At 72.0% G+C, this 17,010-nt stretch carries 11 protein-coding genes and 3 tRNA genes; 2 read left to right on the top strand and 12 right to left on the bottom strand.

Annotated elements, in window-relative coordinates:
- Positions 1–29 precede the first annotated feature (29 nt).
- The 12 genes from IXW69_RS04635 to serS all read right to left on the bottom strand — a co-directional run bounded on the left by IXW69_RS04635 (position 30) and on the right by serS (position 14,575).
- Complete coding sequence (locus tag IXW69_RS04635; RefSeq protein ID WP_194785201.1) at positions 30–1,475, bottom strand: GuaB1 family IMP dehydrogenase-related protein; 1,446 nt, start codon at positions 1,473–1,475, stop codon at positions 30–32.
- Positions 1,476–1,600: 125 nt separating this feature from the next.
- Complete coding sequence (aqpZ, locus tag IXW69_RS04630; protein WP_194785200.1) at positions 1,601–2,371, bottom strand: aquaporin Z; 771 nt, start codon at positions 2,369–2,371, stop codon at positions 1,601–1,603.
- A 209-nt stretch (positions 2,372–2,580) separates the two neighbouring features.
- On the bottom strand, positions 2,581–2,994 hold the full coding sequence (locus tag IXW69_RS04625) for a hypothetical protein (protein WP_228524788.1): 414 nt from the start codon (positions 2,992–2,994) through the stop codon (positions 2,581–2,583).
- Between the two features lie 148 nt (positions 2,995–3,142).
- Positions 3,143–3,218: transfer RNA gene (locus IXW69_RS04620), tRNA-Arg, on the bottom strand.
- 166 nt (positions 3,219–3,384) lie between these two features.
- A complete protein-coding gene (locus tag IXW69_RS04615; protein ID WP_194785199.1) occupies positions 3,385–6,642 on the bottom strand; it encodes a S8 family serine peptidase in 3,258 nt (1,085 codons plus the stop codon).
- 275 nt (positions 6,643–6,917) lie between these two features.
- Positions 6,918–7,004, bottom strand: a tRNA-Ser gene (locus tag IXW69_RS04610).
- A gap of 146 nt (positions 7,005–7,150) precedes the next feature.
- Positions 7,151–8,710 (bottom strand): SLC13 family permease, encoded by a 1,560-nt coding sequence (locus IXW69_RS04605; RefSeq protein ID WP_194785198.1) that lies wholly within the window; start codon positions 8,708–8,710, stop codon positions 7,151–7,153.
- 213 nt (positions 8,711–8,923) lie between these two features.
- Positions 8,924–9,009 (bottom strand) — tRNA-Ser (locus tag IXW69_RS04600).
- A gap of 48 nt (positions 9,010–9,057) precedes the next feature.
- The gene (locus tag IXW69_RS04595) at positions 9,058–10,404 is read right to left on the bottom strand and encodes an AGE family epimerase/isomerase (RefSeq protein ID WP_194785197.1); all 1,347 of its coding nucleotides are present in this window, start codon (positions 10,402–10,404) and stop codon (positions 9,058–9,060) included.
- 96 nt (positions 10,405–10,500) lie between these two features.
- A complete protein-coding gene (locus IXW69_RS04590; RefSeq protein WP_194785196.1) occupies positions 10,501–12,156 on the bottom strand; it encodes an ABC transporter substrate-binding protein in 1,656 nt (551 codons plus the stop codon).
- A complete protein-coding gene (locus IXW69_RS04585; RefSeq protein WP_323745175.1) occupies positions 12,153–13,274 on the bottom strand; it encodes an HAD family hydrolase in 1,122 nt (373 codons plus the stop codon). The genes IXW69_RS04590 and IXW69_RS04585 overlap by 4 nt, the downstream gene beginning before the upstream one ends.
- Before the next feature lie 29 nt (positions 13,275–13,303).
- On the bottom strand, positions 13,304–14,575 hold the full coding sequence (gene serS / locus IXW69_RS04580; RefSeq protein WP_194785195.1) for a serine--tRNA ligase: 1,272 nt from the start codon (positions 14,573–14,575) through the stop codon (positions 13,304–13,306).
- 278 nt (positions 14,576–14,853) lie between these two features.
- Here serS and IXW69_RS04575 point away from each other — a divergent pair, with 278 nt between their 5' ends.
- Both IXW69_RS04575 and IXW69_RS04570 read left to right on the top strand, forming a co-directional pair.
- On the top strand, positions 14,854–15,780 hold the full coding sequence (locus IXW69_RS04575) for a LysR substrate-binding domain-containing protein (RefSeq protein ID WP_194785194.1): 927 nt from the start codon (positions 14,854–14,856) through the stop codon (positions 15,778–15,780).
- A gap of 70 nt (positions 15,781–15,850) precedes the next feature.
- Positions 15,851–16,852: a diacylglycerol/lipid kinase family protein gene (locus IXW69_RS04570; RefSeq protein WP_194785193.1), complete on the top strand. Its 1,002-nt coding sequence runs from the start codon at positions 15,851–15,853 to the stop codon at positions 16,850–16,852.
- Positions 16,853–17,010: the final 158 nt, after the last annotated feature.

The raw sequence follows: 17,010 nt of genomic DNA, 5'->3' as shown, positions 1-17,010 counted from the left end.
CAGCGTTCTGACGCGCCCTCGTGGACACGTCACCAGCTGACTGGCACCGGTGCGCCCTCGCGGTAGCCGGAGGCGGACTGCAGCCCGACGACCGCCCGCTCGCGGAAGGCCGGGATGTCACCGGCGCCGGCGTAGGTGAAGGAGCTGCGCACGCCGGAGATGATCGAGTCGATGAGGTCCTCGACGCCGGGGCGCGCCGGGTCGATGTACATGCGTCCGGCGCTGATGCCCTCCTCGAAGAGGGCCTTGCGCGCGCGGTCGAAGGCGTCCTCCCCCTCGGTGCGGCTGCGCACGGCGCGCATCGAGGCCATGCCGAAGGACTCCTTGTAGGCGCGGCCGTCGGCGTCGTACTGCATGTCCCCCGGGGACTCGTGCGTGCCGGCGAACCAGGAGCCGATCATGACGTTGGAGGCGCCGGCCGCGAGCGCGAGGGCGACGTCGCGCGGGTGGCGCACCCCGCCGTCGGCCCAGACGTGCGCGCCGAGGCGGGCGGCCTGCGCGGAGCACTCGAGGACGGCGGAGAACTGCGGGCGGCCCACGCCGGTCTGCATGCGGGTCGTGCACATGGCGCCCGGGCCGACGCCCACCTTGACGATGCTGGCGCCGGCCTCGACGAGGTCGGTGACGCCGTCGGCGGAGACGACGTTGCCGGCGGCGATCGGGAAGCCGTCGGGGAGGGCGGCGCGCACGGCGCGGACGGCCTCGATCATGCGCTCCTGGTGACCGTGGGCGGTGTCGACGACGATGACGTCGACACCGGCGGCGACGAGCTCGGCGGCCTTGCCGGCCGGGTCGCCGTTCATACCGATGGCGGCGCCGACGCGCAGGCGCCCGTCGGCGTCGGTGGCGGACGTGTAGATGGTGGAGCGGACGGCGCCGGAACGGGTGAGGAGACCCACGAGGCGGCCGTCGGCGTCGACGACGGGGGCGAGCTTGCGGCGGGCGGCGCGGAGGCGGTCGAAGGCCTCGCGCGGGTCGACGCCCTCGGGAAGGGTGAGCAGCTCGGTGCTCATCACCTCGCGGACCTGGGTGAAGCGGTCGACGTCCGTGACGTCGGAGAGGTCGACCATGCCGACGGGGCGGTTCGTGTCCGGGTCGACGACGACGGCGGCGCCGTGGGCGCGCTTGGGGATGAGGCCGAGCGCGTAGCCGCAGGTGTGGTGCGGCTTGACGGTGACGGGGGTGTCGTAGACGAGGGACGCGGCCTTGACCTTGGCGACGGTGTCGATGACGACGTCGACGGGGATGTCCTGCGGGATGATCGTGATCCCGCCGCGGCGTGCGACGGTCTCCGCCATGCGCTTGCCGGCGACGGCGGTCATGTTGGCGACGACGAGCGGGATCGTGGTGCCGGTGGCGTCGTCAGTGGTGAGGTCGACGCCGGTGCGGGAGCCGACGGCGGACCGCGACGGGACCATGAAGACGTCGTCGTAGGTCAGGTCGAAGGTGGGCTGCAGGCCGTTGAGGAACTTCACCGTGGAAGCCTACCGGCGCCCGCAAGCCCCTCCCCGACGACGACGGCGCCCGCCTCTCCTGCTCGGGGAGGCGAACGACGCGGCGGTGCTGTGGTGCAGGAGACCCGCGCCGACGCTGGCTCGCGTCAGACGTTGTCGATCTCCTGGGCCTCGGCGACCGGCTTGACCGGCGACTGCTCCGGGTCCTTGCCGACGAGGAAGGCGTAGGCGGCGCCGGCGATGGCCGCACCGATGAGCGGGGCGACGATGAAGAGCCAGAGCTGGCCGACCGCGCCGTTGCCGGCCTCGAAGGCGACGGCGATGGAGCGGGCCGGGTTGACGGAGGTGTTGGTGACCGGGATGGAGACCAGGTGGATCATCGTGAGGGTGAGGCCGATGGCGAGCGGGGCGAAGCCCGCGTTCGCCCGGGAGTCGGTCGTGCCGATGATGACGATGAGGAAGATGAAGGTCATGACGACCTCGCACAGGAAGGCGGCGCCGAGGCCGTAGCCGGACGGCGAGTGGGCGCCGTAGCCGTTGGCGGCGAAGCCGTTCTTGGCGACGTCGAAGGTGTCGGTGCCGGAGGCGATGGCGTACAGGACGCCGCCGCCGACGAGGCCGGACACGATCTGGGTGCACCAGTAGGGAAGGACGTCCTTCCACTCGAAGCGGCCGGCGACGGCCAGGCCGAGGGTGACGGCGGGGTTGAAGTGGCCGCCGGAGATCGAGCCGACGGCGTAGGCCATCGTGACGACGGACAGGCCGAAGGTGAGGGCGACGCCGACGTAGCCGATGCCGACGGGGAAGCCGGCGTCGGTGGTGGCGGTGGCGGCCAGGACGGCGGAGCCGCAGCCGGCGAACACGAGCCAGAAGGTGCCGAGGAACTCGGCGCCGAGGCGCTTGGACAGGGGTGCCATGGAAGGCCTTTCACGTGGAGGAGCGCGCCTCAGGTCGGGCGCGGACACGGCGATCGGGATGCCTGGCAGCGTCCCGAGGGGGCGCCGGGGACCACGGCATCCCGATCGCGTCCCTCCGCATCGTGCACCCCGAACCTATGAGTACGGGCCCCCGACGCAGGGGGGGGGCCGATAACACTTCGGCGGCACCTCGCGGCCGGTGGGTGCGCTCAGGCGCGCGAGTAGGCCGAGGCCTCGGCCACCTGCTCCGGCGTGGGACGCACTCCCGTGTAGAGGGCGAACTGCTCGGTGGCCTGGAGGGCGATGAAGTCGGTGTTGTAGGCGGTGAGGCGGCCGTCGTCGTTGACGATCGTGTTGACCGAGCTGATGGCGTTGGCGGAGGGGGCCATCTCGTCGACGAGGGCGATGACGTCCTCCTTCCACGGCATGGAGACGGAGCAGCCGCGGATGGACAGGCCGCGCACGCCGGCGATGGCGTCACGGATGTCGGTCGCGCTGAAGGCCTTGTAGACGAAGTCGAGGTCGAGCTTCTCGTAGAGGTAGTTGTGGAAGCGGGTGCCGATGTTCGTCGGACGCGCCGACAGGGAGATGCACAGGCGGGTGTCCTTGGTGATGTCGCGCATGGCGTCATTGTCCCGCACCGGCGCTCCCGGCCGGGCGCCGTGGCCCGACGGCGGAGGAGCAGCCCTCGCGGCTGGCCCGCCTCGCTGTGAACCGCCCCCTAGCATGGAAAACGCCCCGCAACCGACTGTTCAGCCGATGACGGGGCGTTGGTGCGCCAGAAGGGACTCGAACCCCCAACCTTCTGATCCGTAGTCAGATGCTCTATCCATTGAGCTACTGGCGCATGTCGTTGCCGACAAACAGGAACCCTACTCGCGGCCGGATCCGCCGCCAAATCGAGATCCCGTGAGGCTCAGCACAGCGGGCCGGGGGGCGCTACCGAGCGTGAGCCCGGGACGGGCAGGCCGAACCTGCCCGTCCCGGGCTCTCACTGACGGCTCAGCGCGCGCTCACTTGCCGCTCTTGCCGTGCTTGACCGCGGTCCCGGCGACGCGCAGCTCGGCGATCGAGGTCGCCGTGGCGCCGTCAGAGTCGTTGCTGGCGACGATCTTGAGGGAGCTGGCCCTGACGGGCTTGTTGAAGGTGATGACGAAGGGATCGGACTCGGAGTCGTCCGGCCCGTTGTCGTCCACCGTCGGCAGGTCCGCGGCGATGACCCGCTTGTAGGTCTTCCCGTTCGTCGAGGCGTAGACCGTGACCGACGAGACCCGGTTGTCGAGCTCGCTCAGGCTCTGCGTCAGCTGGACGGAGCTCGCCTTGTAGGTGCCGCCGAGGTCGACCCGGTAGGTGGCGTCAGCCCCCTGCACGGTGGCGTCCGTGAAGATGTTGTCATCGGTGAGCGCCTCGGCGCCCTTGGGGCTCGTCACCTTGAGCTGGGACTGGGGCAGGTACCCGTCGGTCTTCCACGTCAGCGAGAAGGGCTGCGAGGTCCAGGTCGCCCAGTCGGAGTCGACCGACGCCGTGCCGCCGACGGGCAGGGCCTCCAGGGTGAGGGCGTAGCGGCCCGACGGCGCCTGCAGGGTCTTGCCCCCCTTGGTGTAGGAGCCGTGCCAGAGGTAGTAGCTCGTCTCGGTGCGGGCGTGCCAGTCGTCGGAGAAGTCGACCAGGCCGAGGGACTCGCCGAGCGAGCCGTCCTCGTTGACCTTGGACACGGAGAGCCGGGACTTCTGGATCGGGATGTCGTAGCCGAAGCGGAGCACGGGGAGGTCCTCGTAGGCGCCCTGGTCGTCCATGGCGGAGTCGCCGTAGACGTAGGAGGTCGGGTCGATCTGGTCGCCCTTGAGGTCGGCGAGGTAGGGCCCGAAGCCGGACTGGACGCCGAAGACGTCGGCCCTGGCGAGGTTGCCTCCGACGCCGGAGTACGGGATGCGGATGACGTCGCCGACCTCGTCCATGTTGGACGGGTTGGTGTGCGGGGTCAGGGTGACCCAGCCGGAGTAGAAGTCGCCGTCGGTGACGCCCTCGGGGGCGGTGATGGTGATCTTCACGGTCGCGGTGGCGCCGGCCTTGACGGTGACGGAGGTGCCGTCGGTGGAGACGGTCGCCGGGGCGGTCGTGCCCTCGGTCGGGGTGGCGGAGACGCCGGTGACCGTCACGGCGTCGGTGTGCGCGAGGTCGTAGGTCGTCTGCTTGGCGCCGTGGTTGGTGATGGTGACCGAGGTCGTCGTCGGGCCGTTCTTCGACTCGCCGAGGTTGAGGACGCTCGGGGAGGCCTCGGTGGTGGCCTCGATCGCCTTGTCGACTGCGATGAGGCCGGTGCCCTCGCGGGCGAGGGGCTCGAGCTTGGAGGCGTCGTCGCCGCCGGTCCAGGCGAGCGGCGTCGCCGTGGAGTGCAGGCGCCAGGCGACGGCGTCCTTGGCGGCCGTCCCCTGGAGGTCCTTGATCTCCGGGTGGGCCTGGAGGATGAGCGCGATGGAGCCGGCGGTGTACGGGGTGGCCATCGAGGTGCCGGAGATGGTCTTGTACGGGCCGCCGTGGTCGAGGGGCCAGGTCGACCAGATGAGGCCGCCGGGGGCGGCGACGTCGGGCTTGAGGTTGAGGTCGGAGTTGAGGCCCCAGCTGGAGTAGTCGGAGACCTTGCCGGCGGTGGCGACCGGGAACTCGGTGTGCTCGGTGGTGAAGGTCAGCGTCGAGCTGTCGGTGAGGGCGGCGCGGATGGCGTCGCCGTCGGCCTGGGAGATGGAGGCGACGGGGATGGAGATCGTCTGGCCGTCGGTGCCGGAGAGGTCGGTGGAGATGACGCCGTCGGTGTTGTTGTCGATGATGACGCCCGTGGCGCCGGCGGCCTGGGCGTTGAGGACCTTCTGGCGGAAGGTGCAGTCGCCTCGACGGACGATGACGGTCTTGCCGGTGAAGGAGCCGTCGGCGACGGGGTCGCACAGCTCGGCGGCGGCGGGGTCGGTGGCGGGGTCGCCGGCGGCGACGAGCGGGAACTGGGCGGCGTCGTCGCGGACGACGTCGGCGGTGGAGCCGGAGGCCGTGGCGTAGGCGTACTTGCCGCCCTCGTTGGTGCTCACCGTGAGGTAGTAGTTCGTCTCGATGACGTTGTCGACGCTGCCGACGGTGATGACCTTGTTGGAGGAGCCGGGGGCGCCCATCGTCCAGCGGCCCTTGTCGCCGATGTTGCCCTGGGCGACGGTGACGACGATGCCCCTGTCAGCCATGGCGTCAGCGGAGACGGCGGTCGGGTAGCCCGAGAAGACGACGTAGTCGGCGCCGATGGACATGTTGACGACATCCATGCCCTGGTCGGCGGCCATCTGCATGGCGGCGGCCATGACGTCGGAGGAGGTGGAGCCCTCGCAGCCGAAGACGCGGTAGGCGCCGAGCTCGGCGTCGGGGGCGACGCCCCGGATCTCGTCGGTGCCCTCGGCGCCGTCCGCGGCGGCGATACCGGCGACGTGCGTGCCGTGGCCGCCGCAGTCGTCCGGGAAGGCGTCGGGGTGGGCGGTGTAGACCTGGCCCTCGGGGAGGGACTTGTCGCCGTAGGCGTTGCCGACGAAGTCGTAGCCCCACTTGACCTTGGAGGTCGGGAAAACGGTCGAGCCGTCCCAGCTCGGGTTCGAGGGCTCGGGCCCGGAGACACCGGAGCCGCCGAACTCCTTGTGGTCGTAGTCGATGCCGGAGTCGATGATGCCGATCTTGACGCCCTTGCCGGTGAGGCCGAGCTGGGACTGGGCGACGCCGGCGCCGGTCATGTCGAGAGCGTTCACCATCTGGGGGGCGGAGACGCCCTCGACCTGCTCGGCGGCGGTGACGCCGTCGTCGGCGACGACGTCCTTGGAATCGGGGATGACGACGACGGGCTGGACGGACTGGACCTCGGGGAGGGCCGCGAGCTCGTCGACGTCGTCGTCGGAGACGGACAGGGAGACACCGTTCCACAGCTCGCCGTATGCGTGCGTGACGGTCGCGTCGATGTCAGCGTCCTTGAGGGCGTCCTTGAGCTCGTTCTGCTCGTGCTTGATGGTCGACGCCGGCGTGCCCTCGGACTCGGACGGCGAGGAGAGCTCGACGAACCAGCGGTTCGGGACGTTCTCGGCCTTGCTGCCGTCGGAGAGCGTGAGGCTCGTCGTGATCTTGGCCGACGGGTCGGTGTCCGACGTGGTGGTCGGCGCGGCCGCGGCTGTGGGCGCGACGAGCGCCGCCAGGGTGATGGCGGCGGCGCCGACGGCGAGCCCACGCCGTGCTGGGATGTGCAGGCGCACGGTGTCCTCCTGTGAGACGGACGCCCGGGTCGCACGTCGACGTGGCGCTCCGGGCAGGGGATGACGGGGCGGGGTGCTCCCGATCGCAGGAGACGTTATCCGTCCGTGACGTTACGGGGTTGTGACCTCATGCATCCCGGCGGATCCGCATGCAGACCGTGCGGGACGTCACCCCAGGTCCGTGGCCCGGCGACGGCCGGTTCCGCCGTACTACCCGCCCTGCCGTCCCCGGACGCGAAGAACCCCGGAACCTGGACGGTTCCGGGGTCATCCAGCGGAGACGGGGAGATTCGAACTCCCGAGGGGTTTTATCCCCAACTTTCTTAGCAGGAAAGCGCACTAGGCCACTATGCGACGTCTCCAGACGCCTTGTCGGCCTGCGCAGGTTACCCCAGCGCGAGGCCGCGAGGCAAAAGGTCGGCGACGGCGCGGCGCCCCCGGGACGGACGCAGCCAGAGCCGCGCTCCGTCTCCCGAGTGACGCGGCGCCGCCGCCCCAGACGGGCCGCTCAGAGGCTGATACCGAGCACGGGCACGCCGAGCAGGAAGACGGTGAGCCCGATGAGGACGATCCCGATGAGGTTGAGCCAGATGCCCGCCCTGACCATCGACCCCATCGAGACGTAGCCCGAACCGAAGGCGATCGCGTTGGGGGGCGTGGCGACCGGCAGCATGAAGGCGCAGGTGGCCGCGAGCGCTACGGGGACCACGAGGAGCAGGGGGTCGATCCCGATGCCCACGGCGACGCCGCCCATGATCGGCAGGAAGGCGGCCGCCGTCGCCGTGTTCGAGGTGAGCTCGGTGAGGAAGATGACCATCGCGGCCACGGCGACGACGACGAGCACGACGGGCAGGACGGACAGGCCCTTGGCCATCTCACCGATCCAGAGGGACAGGCCCTGCTTGGAGAACTCCGAGGAGAGGGCGAGGCCACCGCCGAAGAGGAGGAGGACGTCCCAGGGCAGGTCCTTCGCGGTGGCCCAGTCGAGCAGGCGGACGCCGCCGCGGCCGGGCGCGGGGACGAGGAAGAGCATGAGGGCCACGATCATCGCGATGGTCTCGTCAGTGAGCCCGGAGTCCGGCAGGAGGGTCGGGGCGAGGGACCAGGACAGCGCGGCGGCGAGGAAGATGACGGCGACGGCGATCTCCCCACCGTTCCAGGGCCCCAGCTTGCGCAGCTCCTCCCGGATCACCTCCTTGCCGCCGGGGATCTCCTCCATCTCGGGCTTGAACAGGACGCTGGTGAGCAGCCACCAGCACACGAGGAGGAACACGAGCGCGAGCGGGACGCCCACCATCATCCACTGGCCGAAGCCGATGGTGATGTCGAAGGTCTCCTTGAGGTAGGCGATGAGGAGCGTGTTGGGCGGCGTGCCGATGATCGTGCCGAGGGAGCCGATGGAGGCGGCGTAGGCGATGCCGAGCATGAGCGCGGTGGCGAAGCGCGTCTGTGTCCCGTCCTTCTCATCCTCGAGCTGTCCGGTCAGGACGAGGATCGAGGTGCCGATGGGCAGCATCATGACGGCGGTCGCGGTGTTCGACACCCACATGGAGATGAAGCCGGTGGCGAGCATGAAGCCCAGCACGAGCATCTTGGGCCGGGTGCCGACGGCGAGCACGGTGAGCAGGGCGATGCGCCGGTGCAGGTTCCAGCGCTGCATCGCGAGGGCCAGCATGAACCCGCCCATGAACAGGAAGATCGTGCCCGAGGCGTAGGGGGCCGCCGTGTCCTTGAAGGTGTCGGCGCCGAGCACCGGGAAGAGGACGAGGGGAACGAGCGCGGTCGCGGCCAGGGGGATGGCCTCGGTCATCCACCAGGCGCCCATGAGGATGGCGACGGCGGCGGTGAGGCGCAGGCCGGACTCCGTCATGGAGGCGGACTCCTCGGGGGCGGCGACGGCGGTGACGGTGCTGAGGGCGTCGGCCGGCATGGCGAGGTACGCGGCGACGGCGAGGACGACGCCGACGGCGAGCCCGACGGCGCGGCGTCGGCGCTCGCCGGTCGAGGGCGGCGTGGCGCGCTGCCCCTCGGAGAGGCTGGAGGGCTGGTGGAGAACGGGTGTGCTCATGGGGGACCTCACGTCGTCAAGGGCGCGCCGGGGTGCGCGCGCGACCTCCCTCGCCAGTCGCGGCGGGACCGCGACGTCATCGGCGAAGATGCGATCCAGGTCACGGTAACGCGGGTCAGGACCTTTGTCCTGAGAACGACTGAACCGACATGGAAGTCAGACGTCGAACGGGGTCCCCGCCCTCCCGGAGGAGGACGGGGACCCCGTCAGCGGCGGAGAGGGAGGGATTCGAACCCCCGGTGCGCCAGGCGCACAGCGGTTTTCAAGACCACCGCATTCGGCCGCTCTGCCACCTCTCCATGCGCGGAAAACCTTACCACCGGAGGCGCCGGTACAGGGACGCCCGCTCAGCCGCGCCCGAACAGCCCGCGGCGGCGCGCCTCGCTGCGGGGGCGCAGCGGCGCGGCGGGGTCGTCGAGCCGTCCCTCGGCCAGCGCCTGCCCGATCGCGGGCGCGACGGGCAGCCGCGACATGAGCGTCGCCTGGAGCGCGTGGTAGACGTCGGGGTGCCCGGCCCAGGTGCGGCTCGACGGCGCGTTGCCCTGGTCCAGCTCGTGCCACCACGTGCCGGGCTCGGCGATGAGGTACTGCTCGGCGTAGTCGAGCCAGGAGCGGTAGCAGTGCTCGTAGTGCTCGACCTCGATCTCGCCGCGGCCGTCGTCGAGGAGGGCGCGCCGGATCGCGGCGGCGGCGCTCACGCCCTCGCAGACCACCCAGTGCATGCGCTCGTGGACGATGGGCTCGCCGTCGTAACCCGTCGTGTAGACGAAGCCGGGACCGCCGTCGACCCGCCAGCCGTCGGTGCGGGCGCGGTCGAAGAGCTCCTCGGCGGCGTCGAGCATCCAGTCGGGGGTGGGCAGGCCGCGGGCGAGGAGGGAAGCGCGCACCTGGACGGTGAGGCGGGACCACTCCAGGCCGTGCCCGGGGGTGACGCCGTAGGGGCGGAAGGGGTGGGCCGGCTGGTCGCGGTTGTAGTCGAGGAGGGGCCGCCAGGAGGTGTCGTAGTGCTCGGGGATCCGCCAGCCGTTGGCGCGGGCCTGGACGTTGACGGCGAAGTCGATGACCTGGACGGCGCGGGCGAGCCAGCGCTCGTCGCCGGTGACGTCGGCGGTGGCGAGGTAGGCCTCGACGGTGTGCATGGCGGCGTTGATGCCGCGGTAGTCCTCGGGGTCGGTGAGGTCCGCGGAGTAGGACTCGATCGGCATGCCGAAGTCCTCGTCCCACCAGTACCGGTCCTGGCACTCGATGGCGTCGCGGAGGAGCTCGGTGGCGCCGGGCCGGTTCGCGGCGGTGGCCGTGGCGGCGGCGAGGAGGACGAAGGCGTGCTGGTAGCACTCCTTGCGGCCGTCGGGGTCGGCGGGGACGCCGTGGTCGTCGGCGTCGAGCTCGTGCCGGATCGCGGAGAACCAGCCGCCGTGCTCGTGGTCGCGCAGGGCGGTGCTGAGGGCCCGGACCCCGTGGTCGGCGTAGCGGCGGCAGCCGGGGATCCCCATGAGGACGCCGAGGGAGAAGGCGAAGGTCATGCGGCCGGTGATCCACAGCTCGACGGGATGGGACTCGTCGACGACGCCGTCCTCACCGATCCAGCCGAATCCCGCGGGCACGGTGGCGGCGCGTGCGTAGCGCAGGAGCGCGTGCGTCTCGTCGGACAGCCAGCGGTTGTGCTCGGGGGCGCCGATCCAGCCCAGCCCCATGGTGTCCTCCTCGACGGCGACGGCGGTGCCCCGTCGCCCGTGGCCGCAGGCTACCGCACGGGGCGACTGGACCGGGTGGGCTGGACCGGCGACGACTCAGTGCTCCTCGGCGCTGGGCGTCGCGGTCGACTCGGCGCCGTCGCTCGAGGTGACGCCGGCGTCGTCCTTCGGCCAGGCGTCCTCCGCCTCGGCGAGCGCCTGGTTCGAGCTGAGCTCGCCGTTGACGTACTTCATGAGGGCTCCCCACAGGGCGTCGGTGCCGACCTGCGAGGGCATCGAGTCGGAGGCGTCCATGCGGATGACGGACTGGCGCGACTGAAGCTGCTCGGTGGCCTGCCGGCTGACGGCGGACCGGATCGTGGAGGCGTCGACGCCGCGGTTGGCGGTGGCGACGCCACCGAGTCGAACGCGGGTCTGGGACCACTCGGTGCTCGAGAGGTAGTCGAGGACGGCCTCGACGGCCTTCTCGTCGGCCGAGGAGCCGCGCAGGGCCACCGCGTAGTCGCCGCCGACGAGCAGCGGGGAGGTGGTCTCGTCGTCGCTGGGCAGGCTGAAGGCGGACACGGCGTCACCGGTGGAGACGGGACCGGAGGTCGACGTGGCGGAGGCGGTGCCGGTTGCCGAGGCGTCGGTGCCCGCCGTCGGGGTCCCGGAGGCGGCCGTCTCGCCGGAGGCCCCGACGTCGACCGCGCCCGCGCCCTCGGCGTCCGTGACGGACGTGCCGTCGGGCAGGAGCGTCTCGAGGGAGGAAGAACCGTGCAGCATGAGGCACTTGCCCACGACGAGGTCCGCGGCGGCGTCGTTCACGGTGGCCTTGACGGCGCCCTCGCGTCCGCCGTCGACGTGCCCGTCGGCGAGGACGAGGGAGCCGACGGCGTCGAGGGCCTTGACGCCGGTGGTGTCGTCGAGGGCGACCTCGTGGGAGGCCCACTTGTCGTAGGCGCCCGGGCCCTCGGTGGACAGGATGGTGTCCTCGAGCCAGTCGCTCATGGCCCAGCCGGTGGAGCTGCCGTCGGCGAGCCCCAGGCACCACGGGGTGACGGAGCCGTCGGGGTGGTCGGCGACGACCTTGTCGGTGAGGGCGACGAGGTCGGCCCAGGTGGTGGGAACCTGGTACCCCGCGGCCTTGAAGGCGGTCGGCGAGTACCAGACCATCGACTTGACGCTGGTCTGGAGCGGGATGGCGTACGCGGTGCCGTCGACGGTGCCGACCTCCGCCCAGGAGCGGTCCCAGCCGGCCTCGATGTTGGCGTTGACGGAGTTCGGCAGGGCCTTGAGGAGACCGGCGTCGGCCATGTCCTCCACCAGCCCGGGCTGCGGGAGGACGGCGACGTCGGCTCCGGCGTCGGCGGTCGTGGCCGCCGCGGTGCTCGTGGCGCTGGCACCCGCCGTGGCGGTACCGGTGGCGTCGACCTGCTCGACGAGGGCGCGCATGTCGGACTCGAGGGAGTCGGAGCCCTTCTGGACGACGTCGATACCGGTGCAGGACTCGAAGCGGGTGAGCGACTGGTCGAAGCGCTGCGCCTCGACCCCGGTGAAGGAGGTGGCGACGGTGACCTTCTGACCGGACACGCCGGAGACGCCGTCGAGGTCGGCGCAGCCGGTGATCGTTGCGGTGGCGTCACCGGAGGGGGCCGAGCCGGAGCAGGCGACGAGGCCGCTCCCGGCCAGCGCGAGGGCGGCGGCGAGCGCGCCGGCGCGACGCAGCCGCGTGCGGGTGGGGGTGAGAGAGCCGGAGGAGGTAGGGGTCATGCGAGGTCTCGCGTCCTCTCGATGATGGCGTCGAGGACGGCGGCGCAGCCGTCGCGCCACACGTCCGCGGTGACGAGGTCTCCGACGTCCTTGACCTCCTGCGGGGCGGAGCCCATGACGGCCCCGACGCCGGCCCAGGTGAGCATGGCGACGTCGTTGGTGCCGTCGCCGACGGCGACGGCACGGGAGGAGTCCGAGCCGACGCGTGCGGCGAGGGACTCCAGGGCGCTGGCCTTGGTGACGCCGCCGGGAGCGACGTCGAGCCAGGCGGTCCAGCCGATGGCGTACTCGACGCCCTCGAGGCCGGCGGCGTCGACGGCGGCCGTGAACTCCTCGACGGGGACGCCGGGGGCGCGCAGGATGATGCGAGTGACGGGCTCTGCCCTCAGCTCCTCGAGCCCGACCACGGTCTGGGCCTCGATGAGCTCGCCCTCGGGGAAGCGCCGCGACCCGCGAAAGCCGTGCTCGAGGTCCTCAGTGGCAAGGATGGCGTCCGGCAGGGCCGTGTGGAGCAGGTCGATGGCGGGCGCCGGGTCGAAGGTGAGGGACTCGACGACCTCGTAGCCGCCCGGGGCGTCAGGATCCATCCGGAGCGTGAGGGCACCGTTGGCGCAGATCATCCAGCCGTCCGTGAGGCCGACGTGGCGGGCGACCGGCAGAGCCGCCTCGATGCCGCGTCCGGTGGAGATGACGACCTGGGCGCCGTAGGTGCGCAGCCGGGCGACGGCCGCCATGACGCGCTCGGAGACCCGCCCGGCCATGTCGAGGATGGTGCCGTCGACGTCGAGGGCGACGAGGAGGCGGGGCCCCGGGACGAGGCGCTCGCGCTCCGGGTCGAGGCGGTCGAGGTCGGCGACGCGCTCGCGGACGAGGGCGTGGTAGTCGTCGTGGCCGAGCCGGGCCGGCCACCCGCCGTCGACGTACTCCGGCGAGCCGCCCAGCGCCCCCTCGGGCAGCGCGCCCGAGCCGGTGCCGGCGGGCCCGGCGACGACGGTCTCCGAGGCGCGGGTGGCGCGCCCCGCCTGGCGGCCGTCCCCGTCGTCGGGGGTCGGGCCGCCGAAGACGGGGCTCGTCCCGACCGGGAGGCGGTCGTCGTCGGGGGTGGCGTCGGGGGTCACGGGCGCGCTGATCCGCTCGGGGTGGGTGCTCAGGCGACGGGCTCGATGACCTCGAGGCCGCCCATGTAGGGGCGCAGGCCCTCGGGCACGACGACGGAGCCGTCGGCCTGCTGGTTGTTCTCCAGGAGGGCGACGATCCAGCGGGTCGTGGCGAGCGTGCCGTTGAGGGTGGCGACCGGTGAGGTCTTGCCGTCGCGCTTCTCGCGGATGGACAGGCGGCGCGCCTGGTAGGTGGTGCAGTTGGAGGTGGAGGTGACCTCCATGAAGCGCTCCTGGGTGGGCAGCCACGCCTCGCAGTCGAACTTGCGGGCGGCGGAGGAGCCCAGGTCCCCGGCAGCGGTGTCGATGACGCGGTAGGGGAGGTTCACCAGGTGGAGCATCTCCTCCTCCATCGCGAGCAGGCGCTGGTGCTCGGCCTCGGCGTCCTCGGGACGGACGTAGGCGAACATCTCGGCCTTGTTGAACTGGTGGACGCGGATGATGCCGCGGGTGTCCTTGCCGGCGGCGCCGGCCTCACGGCGGTAGCAGGTGGACCAGCCCATGTAGCGCTTGGGGCCGTCAGTGAGGTCGAGGATCTCGTCGCTGTGGTAGCCGGCCAGGGCGACCTCGCTGGTGCCGGTGAGATAGAGGTCGTCGGTGGGCAGGTAGTAGATCTCGTCGGCGTGCAGGCCGAGGAAGCCGGTGCCGGACATGATCTGCGGGGAGACGAGCGTCGGCGTGATCATCGGGGTGAAGCCGTGCTCGGCGGCCTTGTCCAGCGCCGCCGTCATGAGGGCGAGCTCGAGGCGCATGCCCCAGCCCTTGAGGTAGTAGAAGCGGGCCCCGGAGACCTTGGCGCCGCGCTTGGTGTCGATGATGTCGAGGCCCTCACCGAGGGCGAGGTGGTCCGCCGGCTCGAAGCCCTCGGCGGCGAAGTCGCGGATCTCGGGCCCCTCGTGGCGCAGGACGACGAAGTCCTCCTCGCCACCGGAGGGGGCTCCGACGATGAGGTTCTGGAACTGGTGGGCGAGCTCGTCGAGGGTCGCCTCCGAGCCCTTGGCGCGGTTCTCCGCGGCCTTGACCTGCTCGGCGAGCTCCTTGGCCTGGGCGAGGACGGCGGGGCGGTCCTCCGGGGAGGCCTTGCCGACGGACTTCGAGACGGTCTTCTGCTCGGCGCGCAGGGACTCGAAGGCGCCGAGGTCGGCGCGGCGGGACTCGTCGGCCTCGATGATGCGGTCGACGAGGGTCTCGTCGGCGCCGCGGGCGCGCTGGCTGGCGCGGTAGGTCTCGGGGTTCTCGCGGAGGTCACGGAGATCGATCATGCCGGTGAGTCTAGCGACGCGCTGCGGCCGCGGGCGGCGCCGCTCGCGGGCGTGGACGCCGTCGAGCGGCGTGCGTGCGGTGTCACACGGCCCACGACGGGCCGGGACCGGCTCCACCCGGGCCGAGAGCCCTTCCTTCTGGGACACATCGTGATGATCAGGTAATGACCGGAAGTTCCTTTTCGAACTGCGACGACCTATAGTCAGAACCCATATAGCGCTCATCATGCGCCCCGCGAGCCGCGCGGGGCCGGGGCCTCACCAGGGAACCTCCTCTCATGCCTACCTCCTCACTGCCCTCGTTCTCGCAGCTGCGGGCCTTCGTCGCCCTCTGCGACCACCAGCACTTCGGGGAGGCCGCCTCCAACCTGGGCGTCAGCCAGCCCAGCCTGTCGCAGGCCATCACCGCCCTCGAGAAGCGCGTCGGCGGTGAGCTGGTCGAGCGCACGACGCGCCGCGTCCTCGTCACGCCGCTCGGCGAGACCCTCCTGCCCTACGCCCGCGAGGCCGTCCTCGCCGCCGAGTCCTTCTCCGAGGCCGTCAACAACCAGGGCGCCGCCCTCACGGGCACCATGCGCCTCGGCCTCATCCCGACGCTCGCCCCCTACCTCGCGCCCATCGTGCTCGACGGCCTGCCGCGCGAGCTCCCCCAGCTCCAGCCCGAGCTGCGCGAGCTCGTCACGAACGACGTCCTCGACCTGCTCAACCAGGGCCGCCTCGACGCCGCCGTCATCGCCATCGACGTCGACCTCCACCGCGCCGCCGCCGTCCCCATGTACGACGAGCCGCTCGTCGTCCTCACCCCCAAGGACCACCCCTGGGCCGGCCGCAGCGACGTCAGCCCCGCCGAGCTCGACGACGAGAAGCTCCTCCTCCTCGACGAGGGCAACTGCCTGCGCGACCAGACCCTCGCCCTCTGCCAGCGCTACGGCACCAACCCGCCGGTCGCCGTCGCGACGACGCTGTCCACGGTCGTGCGCATGGTCGCCCACGGCGCCGGCGTCACGGTCATCCCCGAGGGCGCGCTGGGCCTGCTCAACGACGACGAGCACGGCGTCGCCCACTTCGCCGACAACGCCGCCGTCCGCCGCATCGGCCTCGTCCACCGCAGCTCCTCCTCGCGCACCGGCGACTTCCAGCACCTCGCGAGCGTCATCACGGAGCTCGCGCGCGGCGCCGGCCTGCCGATGCTCCCGCTCGCCTGAGGACTTCCCCCCGGCCGCAGACGCTGCCGGAAGCGCTGACGGGGACCCACCGCTCCCCTACCCTGGCGGCATGCCCCGCCCGCTCGCCTGCGTCGTCGTCAACCCGGCCAAGCGCTCGGTGACCCCGCAGGTGCTCGAGCGCGTCGAGCGGAAGCTCACCGGCGCCGGCTACCGCACGCACCTGCTCGAGACGAGCCTCGCCGAGCCGGGCCCCACCCAGGCGCGCCTCGCCGTCGCCTCCGGGGCGCAGCTCGTCGTCGCCGTAGGCGGCGACGGCACCGTGCGCGCCGTCGCCGCGGCCCTGGCCGGAACCGGCATCGAGATGGGCGTCCTGCCGCTGGGCACCGCCAACCTGGCCGCGAGGAACCTCGGACTGCCCGTGCGAGACCTCGACGCGCTCATCCATGCCGCGGCGCACGGGGAGGCCCGACCCGCGGACCTGGCCTGGGTGAGCTCGGGCGCGCCCGACCCGGAGGCCCTCGCCGCTGTGCGCACACCCCCGGGAGGATGGGCGCGGCCGACGCTCGGGGCGGAGCACGCCTGCATCATCGTCACCGGCATCGGTTTCGACGCCGGGCTCGTCGCCTCGACGCGGCCGCGGCTCAAGGCGCGCATCAAGTGGGGCGCCTACGCGGTCGCCGCGATGGCGAACCTGTGGTCGCCGCGGCTCGGGATGACCCTCGACCTCACCGGCACCGACGGTGAGCGCACCACCGAGCTGCTCACCGCGCGCACGCTCCTGCTCGCCAACGGCGGACGCCTGCCGGGCGGGATCACGCTCATGCGCTCGGCCACGATGGACGACGGCGTCATGGATCTCGCGGCGATCGACACGGTCGCCGGGCTGGCGGGCTGGACCTCGCTGGCGCGTCAGGTGCTGCCTCCCTTCGCCGCCACGTACTCGCGCCCGGAGCGCTCGCTCGGGCGGGTGCGTCTGCGCCGCGGCGTCGAGGCACGGGTGCGGCTGGACACCCCGGCGATGGTGGAGGTCGACGGCGACCTGCTTCCGCCGACGCGGGACGTGCGCGTGCGGCTGGACGCCGGCGCGCTGCTGGTGCGCAGGCCCGCCTGACGCGGGCTGCCCTGCACCGCTGCGCCCGCAGCGACGAGCCGGCCCGCTCGCGCCCAGCCGGCTGGGTGCGATCGACGCCTGCGCCCGCCGAGCAGCGCCACCCCAGCATCCCAGCACCCCAGCACCCCAGCCAACGCCGAGTCTGACGGTTTCCCACC

Origin of the sequence: Actinomyces haliotis (genome assembly GCF_015355765.1) — a bacterium.
GTDB lineage: Bacteria > Actinomycetota > Actinomycetes > Actinomycetales > Actinomycetaceae > Actinomyces > Actinomyces haliotis.
Note: the sequence above shows the minus strand (reverse complement) of the source record. Positions and strands in the feature narration are given on the sequence as shown.